Here is a 26,916-nt window from a genome sequence, read left to right as displayed (position 1 = left end):
TGGGTGGGCGTCCGGTCAACTGCGTCGACACGATTTCATGGCGCAGGGCGAATACAGTAAACCTCGCGCTGCAATCTGTCTTGACTTTGTCTGACCTGCTCCCGGTACTTTTTTAACATTTAAACAGGGAGCGGTCCGACAAACGGAAGGCTGACAGGGGCGTCGGCTCGATCAGGCGACCTGAACCGCAATGGCATTGCTGGTGTGGCTCAACTCGTTACCCGGCGCCATGTAGAGCATGCGCGGCTTGAAGTTGAGCAGTTCGGCTTCGCTGTAGTGGGCGTAGGCGCAGATGATCACTCGGTCGCCGACCTTGGCCTTGTGCGCCGCGGCACCGTTGACCGAAATCATGCGCGAACCTTCTTCGCCACGAATCGCGTAGGTGGTGAAGCGTTCGCCGTTGTCGATGTTGTAGATCTGGATCTGTTCGTACTCACGGATGCCGGACAGATCCAGCCATTCACCGTCGATGGCGCAAGAGCCTTCGTAATCGAGTACAGCGTGGGTAACTTCGGCGCGATGCAGCTTGGCCTTGAGCATGATGGCGTGCATGAGTGTTTCCCCAGGTCGGAATCGAACGGCGGGCAGTTTGCCCGAAGGCTTTGGAGGCAGCAATACAGTCTGGAAACGACGTAGATCTAATGTGGGAGCGGGCCTGTGGCGAGGGGGCTTGCCCCCGTTGGGCTGCGAAGCAGCCCCAAAATCTCTGATGTACCAAAGATCTTGTGAGTGCTATGCACTCAAACGGGGGCAAGCCCCCTCGCCACAGGCCCGCTCCCACATTGGTTTTGCGGTGCTCAGGCTGGTGCGTCGAGGTTCAGATGCAGGTTGTCGATCAACCGCGTCGTGCCCAGGAACGCCGCCACCAGAATCACCAGATCCCGATCTTCCGCCGTCGCCGGACGCAAGGTCAGCGCATGGCGAATTTCCAGATAATCCGCACGCAGGCCAGCGGCTTCAAGCTGTTTGATCTGCTCGTTGATCAACGTCGGGTAATCCCGCTCTCCCTGTTTAATTGCATCGGCAATATGGGTCAGGGTGCGATAGACCACCGGCGCGATGGCCCGCTGTTCTTCGCTGAGGAAACCATTGCGCGACGACAGCGCCAGACCGTCGGCTGCACGTACGGTAGGCTCACCGATAATCTGGATCGGCATGTTCAAGTCATGCACCAGGGCGCGAATCACCGCCAGTTGCTGGAAGTCTTTCTGGCCGAAGATCGCCAAGTCCGGCTGGACCATATTGAATAGCTTGCTGACTACGGTCGCCACCCCTTCGAAATGCCCCGGACGACTGGCGCCGCACAGGCCCTCGGACAGTTGCGGAACACTGACGCGGGTCTGACCGGCCATGCCATCGGGGTACATTTCTTCGACAGTCGGTGCGAACAGCAGATGGCAACCGGCCTGGAGCAGTTTCTCCTGATCGGCGGCCAGGGTCCGCGGGTACTTGTCGAGGTCTTCGCCGGCACCAAATTGCAGCGGATTGACGAAAATGCTCGCGACCACGAAATCCACCCGTTGGGTGGCTTTGGTAATCAGCGCGATATGCCCGCTGTGCAGGTTGCCCATGGTCGGCACGAAGCCGATGCGCTTGCCTTCGCTACGGGCGCGGGCCACGGCGGCCCGCAGTTCGCGTACGGTTTTTACGGTGTTCATGCAGAGAATCCGTGTTCGATGCCAGGGAAAGTCGCCGCTTTGACTTCAGTGACGTAAGCGCTCAAGGCTGCCTGGACGCTGGTTTGGCCAGTCATGAAATTCTTCACGAATTTCGGCACGCGGCCTGTAATGGACAAGCCCAGCATGTCGTGCAGGACCAGCACCTGGCCGTCGGTGCCACTGCCGGCGCCGATGCCGATCACCGGGATCTTCACCGCCTGGGAGATTTCTTCGGCCAGTTCGCTGGGCACGCATTCAAGCAGCAGCATGGCCGCACCAGCCTGTTCCAAGGAAATCGCGTCGGCACGCATTTGCCGCGCCTGGTTCTCGTTGCGGCCCTGGACTTTATAGCCACCCAGGATGTTGACCGATTGCGGCGTCAGCCCCATGTGCGCGCACACAGGGATGCCACGTTCGGCCAGCAGACGGATCGAGTCCGCGAGCCACAATGCTCCTTCAACCTTGACCATGTGTGCACCGGCCTGCATCAACAGGGCGCTGTTGGTCATGGTTTGTTCGAGGGTGGCGTAGGCCATGAAGGGCAGGTCGGCGAGGATCAGGGCATCGGTGTTGCCGCGTTTGACGGCTGCCACGTGGTAGGCCATTTCGGCGGTGGTCACCGGCAGGGTGCTGTCGTGACCTTGCAAGACCATGCCGAGTGAGTCGCCCACCAGCAGCACTTCAACCCCAGCCTCGTTGCAGGCGTGGGCGAAGGTCGCGTCATAGCAGGTCAGCATGGTGATCTTTTCACCTTTCTGCTTGAGGCTCTGGAGCGTGGTCAGGGTGATGGCTGGCATGAAAAAATCCTCATTACAGGCGCTATGGAAACTACTGCGAGTAACGCGCGTGATTCGTCATTTATACAGGCGCACCTTCTTTCGTGGTGCTTGTAAGGCCTGGATTGCGCCCTTTGGCGCCGCGTTGGCGGCAGCGGGACGCCTATAGTCGTGAGGAGAACCCGGGAAGTCAATTGCGTGTGTTACCGGGTTGTTACGCGTGGGGTGTTACCGGCGTTACTGATGCGATTCAGCAGATTTTTTTGCGGCTGCAGATCTTTGATACGACAGGAACCATTGTGGGAGCGGGCTTGCCCGCGATGGCGGACTATCATTCAACATTGATGTTGAATGTAAAGTCGCTATCGCGGGCAAGCCCGCTCCCACAGGGTTCTTTGTCAATTAGGGGGGAGGCGTTCCAACCCGACGAACGGGCAGGCAGCGAGTAATTCTGTGAGGGGGCGGCCGTCGGCCAAGCGCAGATCAGCTGGTGCCAGCTCGGCCAACGGATAGAGCACAAAGGCCCGTTCCTGCAGGTGATAGTGGGGAACTTTGAGGCGAGGTTCGTCGATCAATCGATCGCCGAACAGCACGATGTCCAGATCCAGCGTACGTGGGCCCCAGCGTTCAAGGCGTTCACGGCCTTGGCCGTTCTCGATGGCTTGCAGCGCATCCAGCAGGTCCAGCGGTGCCAGGCTGCTGTCGAGCGCGGCAACCGCGTTGGTGTAACGCGGTTGGCCGGGCAGCAGCGAGTCGCTTTGATAAAACCCGGAAACCCCGACCAGTTCGGTTTGCGGCAATTGCGCCAGCGCTGCGACAGCGCTGCGCAACTGTTCGGCGGGGTCAGCCAGATTGCTGCCCATGCCGATGTAGATGCGTTCCATGGCTTACTCGCCTGTAGCGCTCGGTGCGCCGGCAGCGCGCTTGCGCTTGGCACCGCCGCTACGGCGACGTTTGCGCGGAGCACCGGTACCGTCGTCCTTGCCGCTGAGGTCGCGGATCATGTCCCGGCGTTCGCTGTCGTTGGCGTCCTGATAGTCGGTCCACCATTCGCCCAGGCCATCGGTCTGTTCACCGGCGCTTTCACGCAGCAGCAGGAAGTCGTAACCGGCACGGAACCGCGGATTGTCCAGTAACAGGTCGGCGCGTTTGCCGCTACGCCGTGGCAAGCGCTCCTGCATGTCCCAGATCTCGCGGATCGGCATGGTGAAGCGTTTCGGAATAGCAATGCGCTGGCACTGCTCTGCGATCAATTCGTGAGCGGCTTCCTGCATCGCCGGAATCGGCGGCATGCCGCGTTCTTGCAGGCGCAACACACGGGCCGGCAGGGCAGGCCAGAGCAGGGCGGCAAACAGGAATGCCGGGGTGACCGGTTTGTTCTGCTTGATTCGCAGGTCCGTGTTGATCAGCGCTTCACTGATCAGCGTGTGCGTGTAGGTCGGGTTGTACTCCAACGCGGCCGCACTGGCCGGGAACAGCGGATCGAACAACTGCAGGTCGACCAGCATTTCGAAGGTGTCCGCGGCATAGCCGGAGAGGAACAACTTGAGCACTTCTTCGAACAGACGAGCCGACGGAATCTCGCGCAGCAACGGCGCCAGTTCGCGGATCGGCGTGGCGCTGTGTTTTTCGATGCCGAAATTCAGCTTGGCGGCGAAACGCACGGCCCGCAGCATCCGCACCGGGTCTTCCTGGTAGCGTTGCTTCGGATCGCCGATCAGGCGGATCAGATGATTGCGGATGTCGTGTACGCCGTTGGCGTAGTCGAGAATGCGCTCGCTGACCGGATCGTAATACAAGGCGTTGATGGTGAAGTCGCGACGTTGCGCGTCTTCTTCCAGGGTGCCGTAGACGTTGTCGCGCAAAATGCGCCCGCTTTCATTACGAGACGACTGGTTGCTGTCTTCGTCTTCGTCGTTTTGCGGGTGATTGGCGCGGAAGGTCGCGACTTCAATGATTTCGCGGCCAAAGTGGATATGCACCAGTTTGAAACGCCGACCGATGATCCGCGCGTTGCGGAATTCGGCGCGTACCTGTTCAGGCGTGGCGCTGGTGGCAACGTCGAAATCTTTCGGCGTGATGCCGAGCAGCATGTCACGCACACAGCCGCCGACCAGGTAAGCCTGGTAACCGGCGTTCTGCAGGCGTTCGACGATATTCACCGCGTAACGGCTGAACTGTGCCTTTTGCAGCGAATGTTGGCCGCTGTTGAGCACTTCAGGCGTACTGCGAATGTGTTGCGTATGACGCTTGGGAGAACGGAATGACTGGAACAACTTCTTCAGCATGGGATGCACTGTTTGAAGGAATGTTCGGCCATAACGAAGAATGACCGCATGATGGGCGGGGATTCTAGCATTTAGTCGGGGGATGGTGTAGGAAGCTGCGCAAGCGTGTGAAGGGGATGTCGGTAGCAGGGGCAAACGGCAGAAACCACAAGGGGAGCCGAAGCTCCCCAAGAAGTAGTTGCATGCTCTATTTTTATTATTGGTTTCGGGCTTCTTGTTTTTGTTGAGCGCCCTCGCCATGAAGTTTTCCTTCATGACCCTCCCAATCGGGAGCCAAGAGCAAACGGATTGCTTTGGTCGCTGTGTTGCTGTGATCGTTCGATCCAACCAGTTCAGGCACTGTCTCGGGACAGTTTTTTATTATTCTCGGCCTGGTCGTGGGGCAAGCCCCAAATGCAACGCCTCTCCAAAAGAATCAGTTAGCTACGCCTCTCGCCGTCTTGTTTTTATTGTGCGTGAGTCGATTCGTCTTATTTTTATTGTCTTGTACAGTGCTTGTTATTGTTCTTGTACTGAACATATAGCAGGGTGCGTGCCAACTTTTGTGAAGCCTAGTAAAACAAGGGGTTAGGCGGGCTGATGGTGTTGTTCGAGGCCAAAAAAAACCGGGGCTTCGTTACCGTAAGCCCCGGCTTCTGTTACGCGAAAAAGCTGAGGTAACAGTTTTTTCACAATGTCATGTGTTACCCGCACATACGACAGGTGCGGTTCAGCTCTCGCTGGCCACCCCGGTCTTGCGCCGCGGAATGCCCAGGCGCTGACGGCGTTCCCACAGGCATTTGCGGCTGACCCCGAGTTTGCGGGCCAGTTCGGTTTCGGTCATGTGGTCCTGATGCTCGAGAACGAAATGCTGGAAGTAGTCTTCCAGGGACAAATCTTCGGTCGGTTCGTGGCTGGTGTTACCGGCGCCGTTGCCCTGCTGCGGCGCCAGGCCGATGAAGTCGTCGTCATCCAGATCGCTCAGTTCGATGTCGATGCCCAGCAGCTCGGCGGAAATTTCCGGGCTTTCGCACAGGATCACCGCGCGCTCGACCGCATTTTCCAGCTCGCGAACGTTACCCGGCCAGGAGTAATGCCGAATGGCCTGTTCGGCATCCAGGGCGAACTTCAGATCGGTACGGCCGACCCGTGCGCTCTGCCGCGCGAGGAATGCAGTGGCAATTTCATTGACGTCTGCGCCGCGTTCGCGCAAGGCCGGCAGTTTCAGGGCGATTACGTGAAGGCGGTAATACAAGTCTTCACGGAACTGCCCGATCTTCGCCAGGCTCTTGAGGTCCCGGTGCGTCGCGGCAATCAGGCGTACGTCGACCTTCTGCGACTGCACCGAGCCTACCCGGCGGATTTCTCCTTCCTGCAACACACGCAGCAGGCGGGCCTGGGCTTCCAGTGGCAGTTCGCCGATTTCATCGAGGAACAAGGTGCCGCCGTCCGCCGCTTCCACCAACCCGGCACGCCCGGCACTGGCGCCGGTAAAGGCGCCTTTTTCGTGGCCGAACAGTTCGGACTCGATCAGGCTTTCCGGAATGGCCGCACAGTTCACCGAAATCATCGGCGCCTTGGCACGTTTGGACAGGTTGTGCAGGGCGCGTGCTACCAGTTCTTTACCGGTACCGGACTCGCCCTGGATCAGGACATTGGAATCGGTCGGTGCGACTTTGCGGATCTTGCTGTACAGGTCCTGCATCGGCGGGCAGGAGCCGATAATGCCGATTTCGCCGTTGCTGTTGTCGACACCGTTTTTCGCGGCGCCATTGGTCGTCTTGCCGACGACCGGTTCACCGCTGGCTTGCGCCGATTGCCGGTCACGCAGGATTCGCGCGACGGCCTGGAGCATTTCGTCGTGATCGAAAGGCTTGGCGATGTAATCCACCGCGCCCATCTTCATGGAGTCGACGGCCGAACGCAGGCTGGCGTAACTGGTCATGATCAGCACCGGAGTGCCCTGGCCAAGTTTGATCAACTCGGTACCGGGGGCGCCCGGCAGGCGCAGGTCGCTGACGATCAGGTCAAATGTGGGGATGCTGAAACGCTCTTGTGCTTCCTGCACGGATCCGGCTTCGCTGACCTGGTACTGGTTACGTTCCAGCAGACGGCGCAAGGCGGAGCGGATAATTGTTTCGTCTTCGACGATCAAAATGTGCGGCATTGATTCGATACTCTCGACGGTCTCAGTTCACAGCGGACGTCGCTTCGACATGACGCGGCAAAGTTACCCGGATACGGGTGCCGCGTTGGCTTTGAACATCAGCCGGGCTGTCGATGGTGATTTGTCCATAATGCTCTTCAACGATGGAATAGACCAGTGCAAGGCCCAGACCGGTGCCTTCGCCAGGGTCCTTGGTGGTGAAGAAAGGTTCGAACAGTCGGTCCATGATGCTCGAGGGAATACCACTGCCTTCGTCTTCGACGATCAGATCGACCGTGTGTTCGCCGGCTTCGCTTTTGACTCGCACCGCACTGCCCGGAGGCGAGGCGTCGCGGGCATTTGAGAGCAGGTTGATCAATACCTGGGCGAGCCGCTGCGGGTCGCCTTCGACCCAGTGGTCGGGGTCGCACAGGTTGTAGAACTGTACTTCGAAATTGCGCCGGTTCAAGGCCAGCAGGCCGATGGCATCCTGGGCCACTTCCGCCAGACAGACGGGCTCGTCACTGTGCTGATAACTGCCTGCATGGGCGAAGCTCATCAGCGACTGAACGATGCGTGACACGCGTTTGGTCTGCTCGAGGATCTGCCCGCTGATTTCCGTGAGTTCGGCGTCTTCTTCACGCTCTTCGCGCAAGTTCTGCGCGAGACAGGCAATGCCGGTGATCGGGTTGCCGATTTCATGGGCCACGCCGGCCGCCAGTCGACCGATGCTGGCCAGGCGCTCGGAGTGCACCAGTTTGTCTTCGAGCATCTGGGTTTCGGTCAAATCTTCCACTAGTAGCACCAGGCCACTGTTGCCCGGCGCCAGCGGTTCATCGATCGCCGCTTTGTGCAGGTTCAGCCAGCGCGTCTGACCGTCGAGGGCCAGGTGCTGTTTGTGCAAATGCTCGTCCGGCAGATTGATGAAGCCTTGCAGCAGTTCTCTCCACGGATCGCCAATGGTGCTCAGGCGCGAACCGACCACACGCTGCGCGGCAATCCCGGTCAGTTCCTCCATGGCTTTGTTCCACATGAGGATTTCCTGATCCTTGGCCAGCGAGCACACGCCCATCGGCAATTCCTGCAAGGTCTGGCGGTGGTAGCGGCGCAGGGCATCGAGTTCGGCGGCAAGACCGGTGAGGCGCGAGTGGTAGTCCTCAAGACGGCTTTCGATGAAGTGGATGTCTTCGGTGACGTAGTTTTCGCCGCCAGCCTTGTAGGGCAGGAAGGTTTCGACCATGTCCTGCGCCACGCTTGGCCCCATCAGGCCGGAAAGGTTGGCTTCGATACGGTCACGCAAACGGCGCAAGGCGTATGGCCGGCGCTCATCGAACGGCAGATAGAGGTCACGCAGCGCCTGTTCGACTTCTTTCTGCGCTGCCTTGGCGCCCAATGGTTTTGCAAGCTGCGTGGCAAATTCCTGAGGCGAGGCGGCATGCAGTTCGCGGCGTTGCGGGCGGCGAACGTTGTCCACCGCACAGGCTTCGGCGGCGCTGGCTTCTTCAGGGCTGGCGTTGGTGAACAACGAGATCAGCGTGAACATCAGCACGTTGGCAGCCAGCGAGGCGATTGCCGCCATGTGCCAACTGGTGTCGTCCAGCACGTAAATCATGTTCAACAGCGGAATGTAGAAGCCTTGCAGATTGCCGACCAGCGGCAGCAGCATGGTCACCAGCCACACCAGAATCCCCGCCAGCAGGCCGGCGATGAAGCCGCGACGGTTGGCGGTCGGCCAGTACAGCACCGACAACACCCCCGGCAGGAACTGCAACGTGGCGACGAAGGCGACGATGCCGAGGTTGGCCAGGTCCTGCTCGGCACCCAGCATCAGGTAGAAACCGTAACCGGCCATGATGATCGCGACGATCAGCGCCCGGCGGGTCCATTTCAGCCAACGGTAAATATTGCCTTCGGCCGGCGGCTGATAGAGCGGCAACACCAGATGGTTCAGCGCCATCCCGGAGAGCGCCAGCGTGGTGACGATGATCAAACCGCTGGCCGCTGACAATCCGCCGACATAGGCCAATAGCGCCAGGGCTTTGCTGTTGGCGGCGATGCCGATGCCCAGGGTGAAGTATTCCGGATTGGTCGTGGCACCGAGTTTCAGCCCGGCCCATAGAATCAGCGGCACCGCGAGGCTCATCAACAGCAGAAACAGCGGTAAACCCCAGCTCGCACTGACCAGTGAGCGCGGGTTGAGGTTTTCGGTAAAGGTCATGTGGTACATGTGCGGCATCACGATCGCCGAGGCGAAGAACACCAGCAGCAGCGTGCGCCACGGGCCTTCCTGCAATGGCGTGTGCAGGGCGGCGAGGGCGGTCTGGTTTTGCAGCAGCCACAGTTCCAGCTGCTGCGGGCCGTCGAATACGCCGTACAGCGCATACAGGCCAACGCCGCCGATGGCGATCAGCTTGATCACCGACTCGAAAGCAATCGCAAACACCAGGCCTTCGTGTTTCTCGCGAGTGGCGATGTGGCGGGAGCCGAAGAAAATCGTGAACAGCGTAATCAGTGCGCAGAAGCTCAGGGCCACGCGATGCTGCACCGGCTCGCGGGTGAGGATGCTGATGGAGTCGGCCACTGCCTGAATCTGCAACGCCAGCAACGGCAGCACGCCGATCAGCATGAAAATTGTCGTCAGTGCGCCGGCCCAGGTGCTGCGGAAACGAAACGCGAACAAGTCGGCCAGGGACGAGAGCTGATAAGTGCGGGTGATTTTCAAGATCGGGTACAAAAGCACCGGTGCCAGCAGAAAGGCCCCGGAAACCCCGAGGTAGCTGGACAGAAAACCGTAGCCGTACTGATAGGCCAGGCCCACCGTGCCGTAAAACGCCCAGGCACTGGCGTAGACGCCCAGCGACAAGGTGTACGTCAGCGGGTGGCGAATGATCGCCCGGGGGATCATGCCCCGTTCGCTGATCCAGGCCACGCCGAACAGCACCGCCAGGTACGCGGCGCTGATCAGGATCATCTGGGTCAGGCTAAAGCTCATCGGCATCTTTTTGGCTCTGCAGGATGAAGGTCACGACAATCAGAATCAGCCAGAGCAAATAAGGGCGATACCAGGCGCCCGTGGCGTCGATCCACCAATCCATGATGGCCGGGGAGAACAGATAAATCCCCACTACCAGGAGCAGGACCAAGCGATAGATGTACATCCCGGCCTCTCTTTTTTATGCGCGTGCCCGAAAACGTGCGGCGATGGTAACGGATGGGCGCGCCACTGCAAGTGGCATCACTGCAGTTGCGCTTCAGGCAACGTCAGTGTGCGCGGGATCAGCGATGCATCCCAGTGGGTAATCCCCCAGTTCAGCACTTGCCGTGGCGTGGCGTCATTCAGTTCGGTGACAGGCTTGTGCCCCAGCGCCCTTAATGCGCGCAGCAACAGCGGCGTGGCCTGATCTTCGGTCAACGGCGGCGAGCGATAGGATTTGCCGAGTTTGTGGCCGTCCGGCTGGGTAATCAGCGGGATGTGCAGGTAGCGCGGTTGCGGCAGGCCCAGCAGTTCTTGCAGATAGAGCTGGCGCGGCGTGGAATCCAGCAGATCGGCACCGCGCACGATATCGGTGATGCCTTGCCAGGCGTCGTCCAGCACCACCGCCAATTGATAGGCGTAGAGCCCGTCGCGACGGCGGATCACGAAATCACCGACTTCCTGGCCCAGGTGTTGACGGAATTCGCCCTGCACCCGGTCGATGAAGTGGTATTCCAGTTCCGGTACACGCAGGCGGATCGCGGCGTTCTCGGTGCCGTGCCCCGCGTTGCGGCAGAACCCGGGATAGATGCCGTGATACGGCTCCAATTGCTTGCGCGAACAGGTGCAAGCGTAGGCCAGGCCCTGATTGAACAGGCGATTGATGACTTCGTCATAGGCAGCGTGTCGCTCGCTCTGTCGGACCATGTCGCCATCCCACTCGAACCCGTAGCTTTCCAGGGCCTTGAGAATCGCCGCCTGAGCGCCGGGTTCTTCGCGCGGCGGATCGAGATCTTCCATGCGCACCAACCAGCGGCCGCCGACCGAACGGGCGTCGAGGTACGAGGCCAGCGCTGCGACCAGCGAACCGAAATGTAAGTGGCCACTGGGTGTAGGGGCGAAACGCCCAATGTAGGCGGGGGAGGCGATGGCGGTCATAAGGTCGATATTACGTTGTCCGGGCGTGCACCAGCCACCTGTGGGAGCGGGCTTGCTCGCGAAGGGGTCATCAGCTTCAACATTAATGTTGCCTGACACACTGCTTTCGCGAGCAAGCCCGCTCCCACAGGTTTGCTGCCAGGGAAAATGTCAGAAACAAAAAAACGGAGCGTTCGCACGCTCCGTTCTTCGTTCAAGTCGCAAAGATTACTTGCCGACTTGCTTTTCCTTGATTTCCGCCAGGGTCTTGCAGTCAACGCACATGTCGGCGGTAGGGCGGGCTTCCAGTCGCTTGACGCCGATTTCGACGCCACAGGATTCGCACCAGCCGTATTCTTCGTCTTCGATCAATTGCAGTGTTTTGTCGATTTTCTTGATCAACTTGCGCTCGCGATCGCGGGCGCGCAATTCGAGGCTGAATTCCTCTTCCTGGCTGGCACGGTCTGCCGGGTCAGGAAAGTTGGCCGCTTCGTCTTTCATGTGATCAACAGTACGGTCGACTTCCTGCATCAAGTCCTGTTTCCACTTGTTCAGGATCTTGGTGAAGTGAGCGCGCATGGGCTTGCCCATGTACTCTTCGCCCTTCACTTCTTTGTAGGGTTCGAAGCCGCTGATCGACTGATTTTGCTGCTTTGCTTGGGTGGGCATGAAATGGACCGCCTCTACTCTTGTAATCCATTGCGCAGGATTGCTCCATCACCGACACCTGCCGGCCCTGCGGCTGCAAGCGGGCGAACTTACCAGATCAAATCGGACCGCGCTACTCCCGGATGTCGAGCCCGCGGCCCGTGGCGCTTGCAAAAGATTGCAAAGCCTTGCCTGGTGGCTCTGGAGACCTGATCAATTATTGATTTTAGTCAAACCTGGAGCATACGCTTGAACCGTTTGAGACCAGCGTTATATGGGCTCTGACCGCTTTAGGTTCTCGCTCGTTCCTGCGCTTGGGTAGAATCGATTCTTTTCCCCGTTGTAAGGAAGGCTAATGGCTCTGTCCTACAGTGCGCGCAGTCGCGCTATCGAACCGTTTCACGTTATGGCCCTGCTGGCGCGGGCCAACGAGCTGCAAGCAGCCGGCCACGACGTGATTCACCTGGAAATCGGCGAGCCGGACTTCACCACCGCCGAGCCGATCATCCAGGCCGGCCAGGCCGCGCTGACGGCGGGAAAGACTCGTTACACCGCCGCTCGCGGCATTCCTGAGCTGCGTGAAGCCATTTCGGGCTTTTATCAGCAACGTTACGGGCTGAACATCGATCCGCAACGAATTCTCATCACGCCCGGCGGTTCAGGCGCATTGCTGTTGGCCAGCGCCTTGCTGGTGGACCCAGGTAAACACTGGCTGCTGGCAGACCCGGGTTACCCGTGCAACCGGCATTTCCTGCGGTTGGTGGAAGGCGCGGCGCAACTGGTGCCGGTCGGCCCGGACGTGCGTTATCAGCTGACCCCGGACTTGGTTGCGCGTCACTGGGATCACGACAGCGTCGGCGCGCTGGTAGCGTCGCCGGCCAACCCGACCGGGACCATCCTGACCCGCGACGAGTTGGCCGGGCTGTCTGCAGCGATCAAGGCCCGCCACGGCCATTTGGTGGTCGACGAGATCTACCATGGCCTGACTTACGGCACGGATGCGGCCAGCGTGCTGGAAGTCGATGACAGCGCCTTCGTCCTCAATAGTTTTTCCAAGTATTTCGGCATGACCGGCTGGCGTCTCGGTTGGCTGGTAGCACCAGAAGCGGCGGTTGGTGAGCTGGAGAAGCTCGCCCAAAACCTCTACATCAGTGCGCCGAGCATGGCCCAGCACGCCGCATTGGCTTGCTTCGAACCCGCCACTATTCAAATTTTCGAGGAGCGCCGCGCCGAGTTCGGACGACGTCGTGATTTCCTGTTGCCAGCCCTGCGTGAATTGGGCTTCGGTATTGCCGTAGAGCCGGAAGGTGCGTTCTATTTGTACGCCGATATCAGCAAGTTCGGCGGCGATGCCTTCGCGTTTTGCCGACATTTCCTCGAAACCGAGCACGTCGCGATTACGCCGGGCCTGGACTTCGGTCGTTATCAGGCCGGGCATCATGTGCGGTTTGCCTATACCCAGAGTCTTCCACGCTTGCAAGAAGCGGTCGAACGGATCGCTCGCGGTTTGAAGAGCTGGCAAGGCTGATGCGCTTTCATCCTCCCCTCGAAGAAGGTCGCTTGATTCGTCGCTACAAACGTTTTCTCGCCGATATCGAAACCGTTAGCGGCGAGTTGCTGACCATTCACTGCCCAAACACCGGTTCGATGCTTAATTGCCAGGTTGAAGGCGGGCAGGTCTGGTTCAGCCGTTCCAACGACCCCAAGCGCAAATTGCCCGGCACCTGGGAAGTCGGGGAAACCCCACAGGGGCGGTTGTTTTGCGTAAACACCGGGCGCGCCAACGGTTTGATCGAGGAGGCGTTGCGGGCCAATGTCATCACCGAGCTGAACGGCTTTACCGAACTGAAGCGCGAAGTGGCCTATGGTCAGGAGAGCAGCCGCATCGATTTCCGTCTCGACTACCCGAGCGGGCCGGCTTATGTGGAAGTCAAAAGCGTGACCCTGGGCTTCGATGGCTCGTTGGTGGCGGCATTTCCAGACGCAGTGACCCAGCGCGGAGCCAAGCATTTGCGAGAGTTGGCGCATTTGGCCCGGGACGGGATTCGTGCCGTGCAGTTGTATTGCGTGAACCTGACCGGCATCGACTCCGTGCGTCCTGCTGAAGAAATCGATTCGGCCTACGCCGCGGCGTTACGCGAAGCGGTGGCGTGCGGGGTCGAAGTGCTGGCGTATGGCGTGCACTTGACCCACGAAGAGATGGTGGTCGATCGGCGCCTGGAGGTGCTGTTAAACGGTTAGCCAGATTCCTTGCTCGTCTTCGCGGCTGGGGATGGTAGTCAGGGATTGCCCGGCGCATGGGCCGGCGACGCATTCGCCGTCTTCAATCAGGAACAGTGCGCCATGGGTGGCGCACTGGATCATGCTGTTGCTGGGGTCGAGAAACTGGTCGGGCTTCCATTCCAGTCCGACGCCCCGGTGCGGGCAGCGATTTTCATACACATACACCCGGCCGCCCCGGCGCACGGCCAGGAGTTTCTGGCCGTCGATGTCGAAACCGCGACTGCTGGCGTCAACCAATTCGGCGCCTGCGCAAAGAAACTTCATGTCTATCCTCAAGTTCCGCGGCTCGTGACCAGATATGTCCGAGCTTGACGTTCAAATGCAAGCAATTATCAAATGGCCGTCTTGCCCTTCAGGCATGGGTGCCAGACGCCAAGGATACGTGGCCTGTCATTTCGATGCCCGGGAAAACCCTTAAAGGAAGCTGTTTATGCGCCTGAGTACCCGTGTTGTTGCGCTCTGTGTCGGACTCCTCGTCAGCCACCACGGCGCAACGGCCGAGTTGCCACAACGTTGGGTCAGTGCCGGTGGAGCGCTGACGGAGTGGGTCATCGCGCTGGGCGGAGCGTCAAAACTGGTCGGTGTCGATACCACCAGTCAGTATCCTGACTCCCTCAAGACGCTGCCAAGAATCGGGTATCAGCGGCAACTGTCGGCGGAGGGCATCTTGAGCTTACGCCCGCAGATTTTGATCGGCACCGAAGAAATGGGGCCGCCGCCGGTGCTGTCGCAGATTCGCAGTGCCGGTGTGCAAATCGAACTGTTTTCCGCTAAGCCGGATCTGATGACTTTGCAGAACAACTTGAAGCATTTGGGCTCGTTGCTCGGCGCTGAAGACTGGGCGACGCAGTTGTTCAAGAGTTATCAACAGATGCTCGATCATGAAAGGGGGCGGGTCACTCAGTCACAACTGACGCAAAAATCGCCGGGCGTGCTGTTGTTGCTTGGTCACGCGGGCGGCAAACCGCTCATCGCCGGCAAGGACACCGCCGCTGATTGGTTGCTGCAACAGGCCGGAGGGCACAATCTGGCCACGCATACCGGCTACAAACCCTTTTCTGTCGAATCCCTGGTCAGTCTGGATCCTGAGGTGCTGGTGTTTGCCGATCGCGCACTGATCGGCGATGCGGCCCGTGCGGCATTGTTCAAGGAGAACCCGATCCTGTCCTCGACCCGCGCGGCCAAGGACGGGCGAGTCATGGAGCTTGATCCGACTTTGTTGGTCGGGGGATTGGGACCGCGGCTACCCCCTGCGTTGAAAAAACTGTCTGACGCCTTTTACCCCGATTCGGCCGGCCAATGACCATCCTGGTTAAACCCCGTGCTTTGTTCATTGGTCTGATCCTGCTGTGTGTGTTGGCCATCTGGTTGTCATTGGCGCTTGGACCGGTGAGCTTGCCGTTGTTCGACACCTTGCGTGCAGCCCTGCGGTTGGTGGGTGTACCGATCGCGCCCGACGGGCTGGAGCAGGCCGAGCTGATCCTCGGGCAGATTCGTCTGCCGCGAACCTTGTTGGGGTTGGCGGTGGGGGGGGTGTTGGCGTTGTCTGGCGTGGCGATGCAGGGGTTGTTTCGTAATCCTCTGGCCGATCCGGGGCTGGTGGGCGTCTCGAGCGGCGCGGCGTTGGGTGCGGCGATCGCGATTGTCGGTGGTTCTGCGTTCGGCGGTCTACCTGAATCCTTCGGGCCTTACCTATTATCGCTGTGCGCGTTTCTTGGTGGGCTCGGCGTGACGGCGCTGGTGTATCGGCTGGGCCGGCGCAACGGGCAGACCCATGTCGCGACCATGCTGTTGGCCGGTATTGCGTTGACCGCACTGGCCGGATCCGCCGTGGGTCTGTTCACCTATCTGGCGGACGACGCAACGCTGCGCACCCTGACGTTCTGGAATCTGGGCAGCCTTAATGGCGCCAGCTATTCGCGACTCTGGCCGTTGTTGCTGGTCACTGCCGGCGTGGCGTTGTGGCTGCCGCGCCGGGCCAAAGCCTTGAATGCGTTGCTTTTGGGGGAGTCGGAGGCCGGTCACCTGGGCATCGATGTCGAAGGGCTCAAGCGCGAGTTGGTGTTCTGCACGGCGCTGGGTGTCGGTGCGGCGGTCGCGGCAGCGGGGATGATCGGGTTCGTCGGTCTGGTGGTGCCGCATCTGGTGCGTCTGTTGGCCGGTCCCGATCATCGAGTGCTGCTGCCGGCTTCAGTGCTGGCGGGTGCCAGTCTGTTGTTGTTTGCCGATCTGGTGGCGCGGCTGGCCCTGGCACCGGCCGAATTGCCGATCGGGATCGTCACGGCCTTCATCGGCGCACCGTTCTTTCTGTATCTACTGCTCAGAGGGCGTGCCTGATGTTGCGAGCGCAGAACCTGCAAATCCGGCGCGGTCGAAAGATTGTTCTCACCGACATCACCCTTGAACTCAAGCCGGGCGAAGTCCTCGGCGTGCTGGGCCCCAACGGTGCCGGTAAAAGCACATTGCTCGGCGCCCTCTGCGGCGAATTGCAGGCGGACCACGGCAGTGTCTGGCTCGATGAGCGCGAGCTGAATCATTGGGCCGGGGCGCAGCGAGCCCAGCGTTTGGCAGTGTTGCCGCAGGTGTCGACCCTGGACTTTGCCTTTCTCGTCGAAGAAGTGGTCGGCATGGGGCGTTTGCCTTATCAAAGCGGCCGGGTCAGGGATGACGAAATCGTCGCCGCCGCGCTGCACGCGGCCGATGCGCGGCACCTGAGTGGACGCAGTTATCTGGCGCTGTCTGGCGGTGAACGTCAGCGGGTGCACCTGGCGCGGGTGCTGGCGCAGCTGTGGCCGGGGGAGGCGGGGCAAACGTTGTTGCTCGACGAACCGACGTCGATGCTCGACCCGCTGCACCAACACACCACTCTGCAAGCGGTGCGCGAGTTCGCCAATCGCGGTGCCGCGGTGCTGGTGATCCTGCATGATCTGAACCTGGCGGCACGCTATTGTGATCGACTATTACTGCTCGAAGGTGGGCGTCCCGTGGCGCTGGATACACCGGAGCAGGTGCTGCGCCCGGAACCGCTCAAGGCCGTGTTCGGGCTGGAAGTACTGGTGCAGCTGCACCCGGAGCGTGGGCATCCGCTGATCATCGCCCGCTAAGCATTTCATCGAGGTGAGAACATGCGTGTGATGGTGATCCTGGCTGTGCTGTTACTGAGTGCCTGTCAGCATGTGCCGGCGGTATCGCCACCCGTCAGCGGCGAGATCCGGGACCTGCGTAGCGGGCAAACACTGACCGCGCAGGAACTGCTTGCACGGTTGGCCAAGCCTTCGCGGTTGATCGTCGGCGAGCAGCATGACAATCGTGATCACCATCAACTGCAATTGTGGTTGTTACAGACGCTGAATGAGCAGCGACCCCAAGGCAGTCTACTGCTGGAAATGCTCACGCCGGATCAACAAGGGCGCGTCGATCATGTTAAGCGCTCTTCACCGCTACCCGCTGACTTGCCCAATGCATTGGCCTGGCAACCGGGTTGGGACTGGAATCTGTATGGGCCGATCGTTGGTTTTGCCCTGACTCAGCCGTACCCGTTGCTGGCGGCCAATCTGGATACGCTTGAAGTCCGTAATGTCTACGCCAAACCCCCGGCATTGAGCGGTTCGCTCTCTAACGCGCCGGTGGTCAAGGATGAGTTGCTGGCACAAATCAGCGATTCCCACTGCGGCTTGCTGCCCACATCGCAAATGCCCGCGATGCTTGCCGTCCAGCAGCAACGTGACCGGCGGATGGCCGGGCGATTACTGGCCGCACCGACGCCTTCTCTGTTGTTTGCTGGCGCGTACCACGCACGCAAGGATGTCGGGGTGCCGATCCATGTTCAGGACTTGGGTGAGTCTGAAGCGCCGATGGTATTGATGCTGGCGGAGCGGGGTGCAGAGGTCACGCCGGCCATGGCCGATTACGTTTGGTATACGCCCGCCACGCCACCGCAGGATTACTGCGCGCAAATGCGTAAACAGTTCGGCAAGCAGTCAGGGCAGTAAAACCTGGCGAGTTTTCCACAGGCAAAAAAAGACCCGGCAAGAGCCGGGTCAAATAACCGTGATTAGCCTGATGAGGAGATAATCTGAGAGTCCGAACCAAGGGCTTTTCAGAATATCGACCAGTCTCGCGACCAGTTGTGATAATCATAGCGATTCTCATTACCAAGTCAACCGCTGATTTTCAATTTCTGTGGATCTCACCAGTTCCCTTGGTGAAGGCCTTGCAATCATTGCTCTTCAGGCTGTGTGCGTAAGCGTAATTACCCGTTCAAATCTTGTGGCGTGACGAGATAGCGTCCAGCTGTTTGTTCAGGGCTTCCTTGCGTTCGGCGGGAATGTCGTTCCAGTGAACATCCATCAGTGCGCCTTCGATCGCATACAACAACACCTTGGAGGCCCGAAAACCGCGCGTGCGCACGGCCCGATAAGCATCCACAGCTCCCAGCCGACGCAAGTCCGATGCACTGTGGATGCCCACGGCATGCAGCCATTGTGCCGACGTCTTGCCAAGATTCTTCAGGTGTTGCAGTTCATCATTCATCAAGCCTCCTTGCGACAGCCGAACGGTGCGTGGGCGAGCCTCTCAGCAGTGTAGCCATCAGTAGGAAAAGCGTGATTGTTTGGTCGGTTTCGACGCAAAAGCTTCTAAGACGCGGGCTCTAGAAGTGGCGGGAAAAGGCTGCGAGTGCGGTCGGAAGATGTGAGTTTCGGGAGGGGTAAAAAAGTACAAGTCCAGCGCTAGGCAGGGGCGCCGGACTTGGTAGAGCCTCGCTTTTAGCGAGTGCGATAACGCAGTCGCGTACCGAAATTCATCGACATCAGAATCTCATCGGCGCTCAGCTCTGGCGGGAAGTAGGCGCCGGAGATCTGTGCGTGGGCCAGGCTCGCGCCTTCCAGGGAAGCGTTGCGAAAGTCGATGCCGCGCAAGTCGGCAGAGCGGAAATAGGCATCTGTGAAGTCGACGCCGTCGGCGTTCAGTTCACGCAGATCGAGACCACGGAAGTCGCCGCCGACCATGTCGATAGGTCCATCTTTCGGGCGTTCGTTGTTAAAGCCTGTGATGTCGTCTTTGTGCAGCAAGGCATAAAGCGGGGTGTCGAGAAGTTTCGGCTGGCTCATGTCACATCACCTGATGGTTTTATGGCGCCAGTATAGTGCCACTATTTGGCAGCCGTGAAGCCGGTGAAGGCTTCACGGTTGAAATAGTTTCTTACAGGCCTGGCAGACGTTGGCGAATCTGCGCAACGACGGTATCGAGCGTGCCACTTTCATTGGTCTGGACGCGTTTGCTGCAGAGAATTTCTGCTGGCGTCAGGGCCTCGCGGCTGGCTTGCTGGGCGGCGATAACGGCCAGGTTGGCGTCAGACGGATCCTTACTGTCTGCCTGACGTTGCTTCAGCCAGCTTTCGATCACCGCTTGCGGTGCGTCGCAATCGAGGATCAGGAACGGCGCACCCGTGGCTTCGGCGATTTTTGCCGCGCCGTCGCGTTGGTCGCGCTTGAGGTACGTGGCATCGACCACCACCGGGAAACCGGCATGCAAAATTACACCGGCAATTTCATGCAGACGGCTGTAAGTAGCGGCGCTGGCGTCGGCGCTATAAATACCGGCCTGCAGGTCGTTCGGTACGGCTTGCTCGCCGAACATACGCTTGCGCTCGACATCGGAACGCAAGCGGATGGCGCCCAGCGCTTCCACCAGGCGCATGGCCACGTGACTCTTGCCGACGGCGGAAACGCCGTGGGTGATCGCCAGGAAGCGCGAAGGAATGGTGCTGTAGCTTTCCGCCAGGTTGGCGTAGTTGCGGTACTGACGCAGCGTGGTAGCGCGCTGCACCGGATCGGCCTCGGCCGGCATGCTGAACAGGCTGACCTTGGCGCGAACCAGTGCGCGGTAGGCTTTATAGAAGTTCAGCAGCTCCAGGCCCTGATAGTCGCCAGTCAGTTCCAGGTATTGGCTGATGAAACGGCGCGCCAGGCTTTTCAGGCCGCGGTCTTCCAGGTCCATGGCCAGGAAGCCGGTGTCGGCGTAAACGTCGGTGAAGCGGAACGGTTCGTTGAATTCGATGCAGTCGAAGATCACCACTTTGCCGTCGATCACGGTGGCGTTGCCCAAATGAATGTCACCGTGGCATTCACGAATGAAACCGTCGGCCTTACGCTGGGCGAATAGTGGCTTGAGGCGTTCGAAGCTGCTTTCGGCCCAGGCTTGCAGCGCCTCGAGTTGCAGCAGATCGGCCTTGTCGCTGAGGAACGGGCGGATCTGTTCGAAGTTCTGCCGCACCGGCGCCATCACGCTGTCCGGCGTGCCGGCTTCGTGTTCGGCAGGCACTTTTGGCGCGCTGAGGTGGAATTGAGCGATCTGCGCCGCCATCTCGTCGATGTGCGTGGTGGTCAATTCGCCGTTGGCTTGCAAGGTGCTGAGCAATTGGCTTTGTGGGAACTGACGCATTTTCAGGGCGTAATCGACAATCGGGCCATCGCCACCCAGTTGTGGCGCCTCGGCGCTGCCAGTGATAGGCAACACTTCAAGATACAAATCTTGGGTCAGGCGCTGGTTCAGGCGCAGCTCTTCAGCACAGAAATGCTCGCGAGCCTCGAGGCTGGTGAAGTCGAGGAAGCCAAAGTTCACTGGCTTCTTCACTTTATAAGCGTAGGGGCCGGTGAGCAGCACCCACGAAATATGGGTTTCGATGACCTGAAACCCTTCTACGGGATGCGGGTAGAGGGCCGGGTTTTGCAGGGCAGCGATCAGGGACTGGCTCACAGGCGATCCTTCAGAGTCTGGGAAAAATTCAAGGCCGCCATTATGGCCGCAAGTCTGCCCGACGCAAACCTCAGCGGGCTTCTGTTGAGGATGAATAAAGTGCGTATAATCCGCCGCCATGACTCGTACTCGATCCCCCCGCACCCCCAAAAAACCACCTTCCAAGGGCATGCGCCCCTGGCTGGGCTGGGCCCTTAAACTCAGCCTGGTCGGCCTTGTGGTGCTTGCCGGGTTCGCGGTTTACCTCGACGCAGTGGTCCAGGAGAAGTTCTCCGGCAAGCGCTGGACCATCCCGGCCAAGGTGTACGCGCGCCCGCTTGAGCTGTTCACTGGCCAAAAGCTGAGCAAGGAAGACTTCCTCACCGAGCTCGATGCCTTGGGCTACCGACGCGAAGCCGTCAGCAACGGCCCTGGCGCGGCGGCGGTCAATGGCAATACCATCGACTTGAATACCCGAGGCTTCCAGTTCTATGAAGGCATGGAGACGGCTCAGCCTGTGCGCGTGCGCTTCTCCGGCGATTACGTGGCCGAGCTCTCGGCGACCAACGGTTCGAAGCTTTCTGTGGTTCGCCTGGAGCCGCTGCTGATTGGCGGGATTTACCCGAAAAACCTTGAAGACCGCATCCTGATCAAAATCGATCAGGTTCCGCCGTATCTGCTCGAAACCCTGATTGCCGTAGAAGACCGGGATTTCTACAGTCACTGGGGCGTGTCGCCGAAGTCGATTGTCCGAGCCATCTACGTCAACACCTCGGGCGGCAAAATGACCCAGGGCGGCAGTACGCTGACGCAACAGTTGGTCAAGAACTTTTACCTCACCAGCGAACGCAGCCTGACCCGTAAGCTCACCGAAGCCATGATGGCGTTGTTGCTTGAGCTGCATTACGACAAGCGCGAAATTCTTGAGGCTTACCTCAATGAAGTGTTCGTCGGCCAGGATGGTCAGCGCGCGGTGCACGGTTTCGGCCTGGCCAGTCAGTTCTTCTTCGGGCAGCCATTGTCTGAGCTGAAACTGCATCAAGTTGCTTTGTTGGTGGGCATGGTCAAGGGGCCGTCCTATTACAACCCGCGTCGCAACCCTGAGCGGGCGCTGGAGCGGCGCAATCTGGTGCTCGATGTTCTGGGGGAACAAGGCGTTGCCACCGCCGAACAGGTTGAGGCGGCGAAGAAAATGCCACTGGGTGTGACCACTCGCGGCAAGTTGGCTGACAGCTCGTTCCCGGGCTTCCTCGACCTGGTTAAACGTCAGTTGCGCGAAGACTACCGCGACGAAGACTTGACCGAAGAAGGGTTGCGGATTTTCACCAGTTTCGACCCGATCCTGCAGATGAAAGCCGAAGCCTCGGTCAACGACACGTTCAAGCGTCTGGCCGGGCGCAAGGGTTCCGATGAGGTTGAGGCGGCCATGGTCGTGACCAACCCGGAAACCGGAGAAGTCCAGGCGATGATCGGCAGCCGTCAGGCGGGTTTTGCCGGTTTCAACCGGGCGCTGGACGCAGTACGACCGATCGGCTCGTTGATCAAACCGGCGGTTTATCTCACAGCCCTCGAGAAGCCGAGCCAGTACACGCTGACCAGTTGGCTGTCGGACGAATCCTTTTCGGTCAAAGGTGCGGACGGTCAGGTCTGGAAACCGCAGAACTATGATCGCCGTTCCCACGGTACGGTGTTCCTTTATCAAGGGCTGGCGCATTCCTACAACCTGTCGACCGCACGTCTCGGCTTGGCGGTGGGCGTACCGAATGTCTTGAAGACCCTGGCACGTCTGGGGGTGAGTCGCGAGTTCCCGGCGTTCCCGTCGATGTTGCTGGGGGCCGGTGGCTTGACCCCGATCGAAGTGGCGACCATGTACCAGACACTGGCCAACGGCGGATTCAATACGCCGATGCGCGGGATTCGCAGCGTGCTGACTGCCGAGGGCGAGCCGCTCAAGCGTTATCCATTCCAGATTCAGCAGCAGTTCGATCCGGCGTCCATTTACCTGGTTCAGAGCGCCATGCAACGAGTCATGCGTGAAGGCACCGGTAGTTCGGTTTATAACGTGTTGCCGAAAACCCTGACCCTGGCCGGCAAAACCGGTACCAGTAACGATTCGCGGGACAGCTGGTTCGCCGGTTTCAGTCAGGATCTGCTGGCGGTGGTCTGGCTGGGGCGCGATGATAACGGCAAGACGCCGTTCACCGGTGCCACCGGTGCGCTGCAGGTCTGGACCAGTTTCATGCGCAAAGCCGATCCGCTGCCGCTGGACATGCCGCAGCCGGACAACATTGTTCAGGCCTGGGTCGATTCGCGCACCGGACAAGGTTCTGAAGGCAGCTGCCCAGGCGCAGTGCAGATGCCGTATATTCGCGGCAGCGAACCGCCTCCCGGTCCCGCTTGCGGTGGTGAAAGCCCTGCTGAATCGGTGATGGATTGGGTCAAGGGCTGGATGAATTAAGCAAAGAGGGTTTCAAGTGAACAAGTGGTTGATTCCAGCAGTGACCGCCGTGGCTTTGCTCAGCGGCTGCTCCACCGTACAGCGTGGTTCGATCCCGGTTGTGGATTCCGGCACCGCCGTCTCCAACAGCGAACGGATTTCGGCGAATGGCGGTTTCCGGCAGTCGACGGTAAAACGTCCTGCGCAAGCCCAGACTCAGGCGATCCCGCAAGGTGACACTGGCGTTGTTGTGATGGTGCCGGGTGGTGGCGCTGTTTCCTCGGCCCCGATCAGCACTTCGCCGATTACCCCAGGCCCGATCACTCCGGGGCCGATCGATACCTCGCCGGTTCAGTCGGCACCGATCAATCAGGGCAGCTACAGCATGCCATCGACGCCGAGCGGGATTCCTTCGGCGAGCTCCGGCGGCCTGTCTGCCGATGAGCAACTGGACGGTCCGGTCCTGGCGTTGTTGACCACTGCCCAGCAGCAACAGGCCAGCGGCGACCTTAATGGTGCGTCTTCCAGTCTCGAGCGCGCCCAGCGTGTCGCGCCGCGTGAGCCACAAGTGCTTTATCGTCTGGCCCAGGTACGTATGGCTCAAGGCGATGCGGCACAGGCCGAACAATTCGCTCGTCGTGGTTTGACGTTCGCCAGTGGTCGTCCGGCCCTTCAGGCCAGCCTGTGGGAATTGATCGCCCAGGCTCGTGAGAAGCAGGGTGACTCCGCCGGTGCAGCGTTGGCTCGTCAGAAGGCCAAGGTCTCGCTGTGATGGATGCACGCTTCCCGAAGATTGCCGAGCAGTTGCTGTTGATCGAGCGCGAACTGCGTGTCCAGGGCTGGTGGGACGAAGTCGCGCCGTCTGCTGAAGCGCTATCCAGTGTCGAACCATTTTCGGTGGATACGCTGGATTTCGAGCAATGGCTGCAATGGATCTTCCTGCCGCGCATGAAAACGATTTTGGAGCAGGACCTGCCCTTGCCGAACGCGTCGGGTATTCAGGAGATGGCCGAAATGGTCTTCGCCGCCCGCAACGTCCAGGGCAAGGATCGACAGCTTCAGGTCTTGCTCAAAGAGTTCGACCTGTTGATCACCGCCTCTCGCTAACTCCAGCCGTTGTAGGCGCCGTGGGAGTCGTAGGAGCTGTCGAGTGAAACGAGGCTGCGATCTTTTGATCTTTTAAAATGCCAAGATCAAAAGATCGCAGCCTCGTTTCACTCGACAGCTCCTACATGCAGTTTTTCGCGATCTGTTTCTGTGCTTCGGTGATGCGCTCCTGACGTTGTTGGTCGGTCAGGCGGCGCATCTCACCGTCGACATCCTCCCGTAGTCGCGGATTATTCTGCAGTTGAGCCAGGTTCGTTCGGGCCTGTTCGCAGAATACTTTTAGCTGGTCTTGCTGCTCTGCGACCTGCTTTTTCACTTTGTTGTCGATGGCCCGTTGATCGCCTATGACGTTGCTGCGCGGCGGCACGCTCGGTTTGCCGACGGGCGGGGCGGGCGTCACCACGAGGGTGGGCTCCTGGCCTGGGGGCGGTTGCGCATCGAAATGGGTAACGCCCTGGGCATCGACCCATTTATAGATCTGACCCGCCATGCACAAAGGGCTCAGGCTGATCAGCAAGCCGGCGGTGAAGAAGAACGTTCGCATGCCATTTCCTTGTCATGGGTGCGCAATCGAAGCTAACACAGTTGCGGTTTAAAGGTTTTTTCTTGCGTTCTCATGCGCTTAGTTCGAATAAAGCACATTGACGGCTTGACTTGCGATGGGCGAAACAGAAGAATCCAAAGTCCGCTGTAGAGGGACTGCCAGAAGCAGACCCACTCGGTAGATCATGAGGCGCACATCCGCGCCGACCTGTTACACCCGCAACGCGTTACCTCGCGCTGGGTGGGAAAGGCCCGCAACACTTGGGACGATCCCAATACTTGCTCAGTCAGTGCTGACGTAGTCGGCGACCACCGTCGCTCATGCTCTGCCGAGAAGTAAACCTATTAAGACCCGTCCTCTTGTATGTGGGCGGTATTCTGGCGTTTTAGAGGTGAACAACGTGGAGCTTTTATCTGGCGGTGAGATGCTCGTCCGCTTTTTGCGTGACGAAGGCGTCAAATATATCTACGGGTACCCGGGCGGTGCTCTTCTTCATGTCTATGATGCCCTGTTCAAAGAACCGGAAGTGACCCACATCCTGGTTCGTCACGAGCAGGCTGCGACCCATATGGCTGACGGCTATGCCCGTGCCACCGGTAAAGCCGGTGTGGTACTGGTAACCTCCGGCCCGGGCGCAACCAACGCCATCACCGGTATTGCCACGGCCTACATGGACTCCATTCCGATGGTGATCATTTCCGGCCAGGTGCCTAGCACCATGGTAGGCACTGATGCATTCCAGGAAACCGACATGATCGGTATCTCCCGGCCGATCGTTAAGCACAGCTTCATGATCAAGCATGCGTCGGAAATCCCGGAAGTCATGAAGAAAGCGTTCTACCTGGCGCAATCCGGTCGTCCTGGTCCGGTCGTTGTCGATATCCCGAAAGACATGACCAACCCGGCCGAGAAGTTCGAATACATCTTCCCGAAAAAAGCCAAGCTGCGTTCCTATAGCCCGGCCGTTCGCGGTCACTCCGGGCAAATCCGCAAGGCAGCCGAAATGCTCCTGGCGGCCAAGCGTCCTGTGCTTTATTCAGGCGGCGGGGTGATTCTCGGTGGTGGCTCCGCGCCGCTGACCGAACTGGCGAAGATGCTCAACCTGCCAGTGACCAATACCCTGATGGGTTTGGGGGCCTACCCTGGCACCGACCGTCAGTTCATTGGCATGCTCGGCATGCACGGCAGCTACACCGCCAACCTGGCGATGCACCATGCCGATGTCATCCTTGCAGTCGGCGCGCGTTTCGACGATCGCGTGATCAACGGCCCGGCCAAGTTCTGTCCGAATGCCAAGATCATTCACATCGACATCGACCCGGCTTCGATCTCCAAGACCATCAAGGCAGACGTGCCTATCGTCGGTCCGGTCGAAAGTGTCCTGACCGAAATGGTCGCGATCCTCAAGGAAATCGGCGAGACCCCGAACAAAGAGTCCGTTGCCAGCTGGTGGAAGCAAGTCGATGAGTGGCGCGGTGATCGCGGCCTGTTCCCTTATGACAAGGGCGACGGCAGCGTGATCAAGCCGCAGACCGTGATCGAAACCCTGTGCGAAGTGACCAAGGGCGACGCCTTTGTGACCTCCGACGTGGGTCAGCACCAAATGTTCGCTGCGCAGTACTACACGTTCAACAAACCAAACCGCTGGATCAACTCCGGTGGCCTGGGCACCATGGGCTTCGGTTTTCCGGCGGCCATGGGCATCAAGCTGAGCTTCCCGGATGATGACGTCGCCTGCGTAACGGGCGAGGGCAGCATCCAGATGAACATTCAGGAACTGTCGACCTGCCTGCAATACGGTTTGCCGGTGAAGATCGTCATTCTGAATAACGGTGTACTGGGTATGGTTCGCCAGTGGCAGGACATGAGTTATGGCAGCCGCCACTCGCACTCCTACATGGAATCGTTGCCTGACTTCGTCAAGCTGGCCGAGGCCTATGGCCATGTTGGCGTGCGCATTACCGAATCGAAAGATTTGAAGTCGAAGATGGAAGAGGCGTTCGCCATGAAAGATCGCCTGGTGGTTATCGATATTTCGGTCGACACCAGCGAGCACGTCTACCCGATGCAGATCAAAGACGGCTCCATGCGCGATATGTGGCTGAGGCGTCGCATCGAGCAAGGTAATCACCGTGGCCATGACCTTGTCGCGGCTGAAGCCGGGGGCCGCCAGCAGCGCTTCCAGTTGCTTGCGCAGTTTC

General features: G+C 59.5%; 25 protein-coding genes. 10 read left to right on the top strand and 15 right to left on the bottom strand.

The features are described 5' to 3' along the window. Nucleotides 1-171 precede the first annotated feature (171 nt). From panD to dksA, 10 genes are all read right to left on the bottom strand, one after another. Nucleotides 172-552: an aspartate 1-decarboxylase gene (gene panD / locus ACQKPC_RS24370; RefSeq protein WP_427626843.1), complete on the bottom strand. Its 381-nt coding sequence runs from the start codon at nt 550-552 to the stop codon at nt 172-174. Between the two features lie 245 nt (nt 553-797). Continuing rightward, nucleotides 798-1,658, bottom strand: a complete 861-nt coding sequence (panC, locus tag ACQKPC_RS24365) for a pantoate--beta-alanine ligase (RefSeq protein WP_427626842.1) — start codon at nt 1,656-1,658, stop codon at nt 798-800. Further along, nucleotides 1,655-2,455, bottom strand: coding sequence for a 3-methyl-2-oxobutanoate hydroxymethyltransferase (panB, locus tag ACQKPC_RS24360; protein ID WP_008068507.1), 801 nt, complete (start codon nt 2,453-2,455; stop codon nt 1,655-1,657). The genes panC and panB overlap by 4 nt, the downstream gene beginning before the upstream one ends. Before the next feature lie 377 nt (nt 2,456-2,832). Then, the gene (gene folK, locus ACQKPC_RS24355; RefSeq protein ID WP_427626839.1) at nt 2,833-3,318 is read right to left on the bottom strand and encodes a 2-amino-4-hydroxy-6-hydroxymethyldihydropteridine diphosphokinase; all 486 of its coding nucleotides are present in this window, start codon (nt 3,316-3,318) and stop codon (nt 2,833-2,835) included. A 3-nt stretch (nt 3,319-3,321) separates the two neighbouring features. Next, complete coding sequence (locus tag ACQKPC_RS24350; RefSeq protein ID WP_008068509.1) at nt 3,322-4,722, bottom strand: polynucleotide adenylyltransferase PcnB; 1,401 nt, start codon at nt 4,720-4,722, stop codon at nt 3,322-3,324. 709 nt (nt 4,723-5,431) lie between these two features. Then, nucleotides 5,432-6,868 (bottom strand): sigma-54-dependent transcriptional regulator, encoded by a 1,437-nt coding sequence (locus ACQKPC_RS24345; protein ID WP_427626837.1) that lies wholly within the window; start codon nt 6,866-6,868, stop codon nt 5,432-5,434. 22 nt (nt 6,869-6,890) lie between these two features. Then, nucleotides 6,891-9,845 (bottom strand): sensor histidine kinase, encoded by a 2,955-nt coding sequence (locus ACQKPC_RS24340; RefSeq protein ID WP_427626835.1) that lies wholly within the window; start codon nt 9,843-9,845, stop codon nt 6,891-6,893. After that, complete coding sequence (locus ACQKPC_RS24335) at nt 9,829-10,005, bottom strand: hypothetical protein (RefSeq protein WP_003176118.1); 177 nt, start codon at nt 10,003-10,005, stop codon at nt 9,829-9,831. Before ACQKPC_RS24335 ends, ACQKPC_RS24340 begins: the two co-directional genes overlap by 17 nt. 77 nt (nt 10,006-10,082) lie before the next feature. Further along, a complete protein-coding gene (gene gluQRS / locus ACQKPC_RS24330; protein ID WP_427626833.1) occupies nt 10,083-10,979 on the bottom strand; it encodes a tRNA glutamyl-Q(34) synthetase GluQRS in 897 nt (298 codons plus the stop codon). Nucleotides 10,980-11,186: 207 nt separating this feature from the next. Beyond that, nucleotides 11,187-11,627 (bottom strand): RNA polymerase-binding protein DksA, encoded by a 441-nt coding sequence (gene dksA, locus ACQKPC_RS24325; RefSeq protein ID WP_007902025.1) that lies wholly within the window; start codon nt 11,625-11,627, stop codon nt 11,187-11,189. Nucleotides 11,628-11,961: 334 nt separating this feature from the next. Between dksA and ACQKPC_RS24320 the strand changes: the two genes are divergently transcribed. Both ACQKPC_RS24320 and sfsA read left to right on the top strand, forming a co-directional pair. Continuing rightward, a complete protein-coding gene (locus tag ACQKPC_RS24320) occupies nt 11,962-13,134 on the top strand; it encodes a pyridoxal phosphate-dependent aminotransferase (RefSeq protein ID WP_008015090.1) in 1,173 nt (390 codons plus the stop codon). Further along, nucleotides 13,134-13,847 (top strand): DNA/RNA nuclease SfsA, encoded by a 714-nt coding sequence (sfsA, locus tag ACQKPC_RS24315; RefSeq protein ID WP_008068517.1) that lies wholly within the window; start codon nt 13,134-13,136, stop codon nt 13,845-13,847. Before ACQKPC_RS24320 ends, sfsA begins: the two co-directional genes overlap by 1 nt. Here the strand turns inward: sfsA and ACQKPC_RS24310 are convergent. Then, nucleotides 13,836-14,153 (bottom strand): Rieske (2Fe-2S) protein, encoded by a 318-nt coding sequence (locus ACQKPC_RS24310; RefSeq protein WP_427626830.1) that lies wholly within the window; start codon nt 14,151-14,153, stop codon nt 13,836-13,838. The two genes, sfsA and ACQKPC_RS24310, sit on opposite strands and share 12 nt — an antisense overlap. 166 nt (nt 14,154-14,319) lie before the next feature. On the opposite strand from ACQKPC_RS24310, the gene ACQKPC_RS24305 reads away from it, so the two are divergent. From ACQKPC_RS24305 to ACQKPC_RS24290, 4 genes are read left to right on the top strand one after another with little or no spacing between them, the layout of a single operon-like run. Continuing rightward, the gene (locus tag ACQKPC_RS24305; RefSeq protein WP_427626828.1) at nt 14,320-15,192 is read left to right on the top strand and encodes a heme/hemin ABC transporter substrate-binding protein; all 873 of its coding nucleotides are present in this window, start codon (nt 14,320-14,322) and stop codon (nt 15,190-15,192) included. 50 nt (nt 15,193-15,242) lie between these two features. Further along, the gene (locus tag ACQKPC_RS24300; protein WP_427626878.1) at nt 15,243-16,226 is read left to right on the top strand and encodes a FecCD family ABC transporter permease; all 984 of its coding nucleotides are present in this window, start codon (nt 15,243-15,245) and stop codon (nt 16,224-16,226) included. Further along, complete coding sequence (locus ACQKPC_RS24295) at nt 16,226-16,993, top strand: heme ABC transporter ATP-binding protein (RefSeq protein WP_427626826.1); 768 nt, start codon at nt 16,226-16,228, stop codon at nt 16,991-16,993. Before ACQKPC_RS24300 ends, ACQKPC_RS24295 begins: the two co-directional genes overlap by 1 nt. 21 nt (nt 16,994-17,014) lie before the next feature. After that, nucleotides 17,015-17,881 carry a ChaN family lipoprotein gene (locus ACQKPC_RS24290; RefSeq protein WP_427626824.1) on the top strand — a complete coding sequence of 289 codons (867 nt, stop codon included), beginning with the start codon at nt 17,015-17,017 and terminating at the stop codon, nt 17,879-17,881. A 268-nt stretch (nt 17,882-18,149) separates the two neighbouring features. Here the strand turns inward: ACQKPC_RS24290 and ACQKPC_RS24285 are convergent, their stop codons facing one another. From ACQKPC_RS24285 to ACQKPC_RS24275, 3 genes are all read right to left on the bottom strand, one after another. After that, entirely contained in the window at nt 18,150-18,422 is a 273-nt protein-coding gene (locus ACQKPC_RS24285; protein ID WP_007902045.1) for a TfoX/Sxy family protein, read from the bottom strand. A 233-nt stretch (nt 18,423-18,655) separates the two neighbouring features. Beyond that, entirely contained in the window at nt 18,656-19,000 is a 345-nt protein-coding gene (locus ACQKPC_RS24280; RefSeq protein ID WP_008015079.1) for a pentapeptide repeat-containing protein, read from the bottom strand. Nucleotides 19,001-19,091: 91 nt separating this feature from the next. Beyond that, nucleotides 19,092-20,648, bottom strand: coding sequence for an AAA family ATPase (locus ACQKPC_RS24275; protein ID WP_427626823.1), 1,557 nt, complete (start codon nt 20,646-20,648; stop codon nt 19,092-19,094). 118 nt (nt 20,649-20,766) lie between these two features. Here ACQKPC_RS24275 and mrcB point away from each other — a divergent pair, with 118 nt between their 5' ends. From mrcB to ACQKPC_RS24260, 3 genes are read left to right on the top strand one after another with little or no spacing between them, the layout of a single operon-like run. Next, the gene (gene mrcB, locus ACQKPC_RS24270) at nt 20,767-23,085 is read left to right on the top strand and encodes a penicillin-binding protein 1B (protein WP_427626821.1); all 2,319 of its coding nucleotides are present in this window, start codon (nt 20,767-20,769) and stop codon (nt 23,083-23,085) included. Between the two features lie 16 nt (nt 23,086-23,101). Then, nucleotides 23,102-23,836, top strand: a complete 735-nt coding sequence (locus tag ACQKPC_RS24265) for a tetratricopeptide repeat protein (protein ID WP_008068536.1) — start codon at nt 23,102-23,104, stop codon at nt 23,834-23,836. Then, nucleotides 23,836-24,171: a YqcC family protein gene (locus ACQKPC_RS24260; RefSeq protein WP_123361256.1), complete on the top strand. Its 336-nt coding sequence runs from the start codon at nt 23,836-23,838 to the stop codon at nt 24,169-24,171. The genes ACQKPC_RS24265 and ACQKPC_RS24260 overlap by 1 nt, the downstream gene beginning before the upstream one ends. Nucleotides 24,172-24,292: 121 nt before the next feature. Here ACQKPC_RS24260 and ACQKPC_RS24255 read toward each other — a convergent pair whose 3' ends face one another. After that, nucleotides 24,293-24,715 carry a DUF4124 domain-containing protein gene (locus ACQKPC_RS24255; RefSeq protein ID WP_427626820.1) on the bottom strand — a complete coding sequence of 141 codons (423 nt, stop codon included), beginning with the start codon at nt 24,713-24,715 and terminating at the stop codon, nt 24,293-24,295. A gap of 400 nt (nt 24,716-25,115) precedes the next feature. Here ACQKPC_RS24255 and ACQKPC_RS24250 point away from each other — a divergent pair. Beyond that, nucleotides 25,116-26,916, top strand: a 1,801-nt coding sequence (locus tag ACQKPC_RS24250; protein ID WP_427626819.1) for an acetolactate synthase 3 large subunit, incomplete at its 3' end; no start/stop codon positions are given.

This window comes from Pseudomonas sp. NPDC089918 (assembly GCF_050280605.1).
GTDB lineage: Bacteria > Pseudomonadota > Gammaproteobacteria > Pseudomonadales > Pseudomonadaceae > Aquipseudomonas.
Note: the sequence above shows the minus strand (reverse complement) of the source record. Positions and strands in the feature narration are given on the sequence as shown.

Excerpts from the sequence above, each read along its gene's own strand:
- panD (WP_427626843.1), bottom strand. The coding sequence starts at position 552 with ATGCACGCCATCATGCTCAAGGCCAAGCTGCATCGCGCCGAAGTTACC.
- panC (WP_427626842.1), bottom strand. The coding sequence starts at position 1,658 with ATGAACACCGTAAAAACCGTACGCGAACTGCGGGCCGCCGTGGCCCGC.
- panB (WP_008068507.1), bottom strand. The coding sequence starts at position 2,455 with ATGCCAGCCATCACCCTGACCACGCTCCAGAGCCTCAAGCAGAAAGGT.
- folK (WP_427626839.1), bottom strand. The coding sequence starts at position 3,318 with ATGGAACGCATCTACATCGGCATGGGCAGCAATCTGGCTGACCCCGCC.
- ACQKPC_RS24350 (WP_008068509.1), bottom strand. The coding sequence starts at position 4,722 with ATGCTGAAGAAGTTGTTCCAGTCATTCCGTTCTCCCAAGCGTCATACG.
- ACQKPC_RS24345 (WP_427626837.1), bottom strand. The coding sequence starts at position 6,868 with ATGCCGCACATTTTGATCGTCGAAGACGAAACAATTATCCGCTCCGCC.
- ACQKPC_RS24340 (WP_427626835.1), bottom strand. The coding sequence starts at position 9,845 with ATGCCGATGAGCTTTAGCCTGACCCAGATGATCCTGATCAGCGCCGCG.
- ACQKPC_RS24335 (WP_003176118.1), bottom strand. The coding sequence starts at position 10,005 with ATGTACATCTATCGCTTGGTCCTGCTCCTGGTAGTGGGGATTTATCTG.
- gluQRS (WP_427626833.1), bottom strand. The coding sequence starts at position 10,979 with ATGACCGCCATCGCCTCCCCCGCCTACATTGGGCGTTTCGCCCCTACA.
- dksA (WP_007902025.1), bottom strand. The coding sequence starts at position 11,627 with ATGCCCACCCAAGCAAAGCAGCAAAATCAGTCGATCAGCGGCTTCGAA.
- ACQKPC_RS24320 (WP_008015090.1), top strand. The coding sequence starts at position 11,962 with ATGGCTCTGTCCTACAGTGCGCGCAGTCGCGCTATCGAACCGTTTCAC.
- sfsA (WP_008068517.1), top strand. The coding sequence starts at position 13,134 with ATGCGCTTTCATCCTCCCCTCGAAGAAGGTCGCTTGATTCGTCGCTAC.
- ACQKPC_RS24310 (WP_427626830.1), bottom strand. The coding sequence starts at position 14,153 with ATGAAGTTTCTTTGCGCAGGCGCCGAATTGGTTGACGCCAGCAGTCGC.
- ACQKPC_RS24305 (WP_427626828.1), top strand. The coding sequence starts at position 14,320 with ATGCGCCTGAGTACCCGTGTTGTTGCGCTCTGTGTCGGACTCCTCGTC.
- ACQKPC_RS24295 (WP_427626826.1), top strand. The coding sequence starts at position 16,226 with ATGTTGCGAGCGCAGAACCTGCAAATCCGGCGCGGTCGAAAGATTGTT.
- ACQKPC_RS24290 (WP_427626824.1), top strand. The coding sequence starts at position 17,015 with ATGCGTGTGATGGTGATCCTGGCTGTGCTGTTACTGAGTGCCTGTCAG.
- ACQKPC_RS24285 (WP_007902045.1), bottom strand. The coding sequence starts at position 18,422 with ATGAATGATGAACTGCAACACCTGAAGAATCTTGGCAAGACGTCGGCA.
- ACQKPC_RS24280 (WP_008015079.1), bottom strand. The coding sequence starts at position 19,000 with ATGAGCCAGCCGAAACTTCTCGACACCCCGCTTTATGCCTTGCTGCAC.
- mrcB (WP_427626821.1), top strand. The coding sequence starts at position 20,767 with ATGACTCGTACTCGATCCCCCCGCACCCCCAAAAAACCACCTTCCAAG.
- ACQKPC_RS24260 (WP_123361256.1), top strand. The coding sequence starts at position 23,836 with ATGGATGCACGCTTCCCGAAGATTGCCGAGCAGTTGCTGTTGATCGAG.
- ACQKPC_RS24255 (WP_427626820.1), bottom strand. The coding sequence starts at position 24,715 with ATGCGAACGTTCTTCTTCACCGCCGGCTTGCTGATCAGCCTGAGCCCT.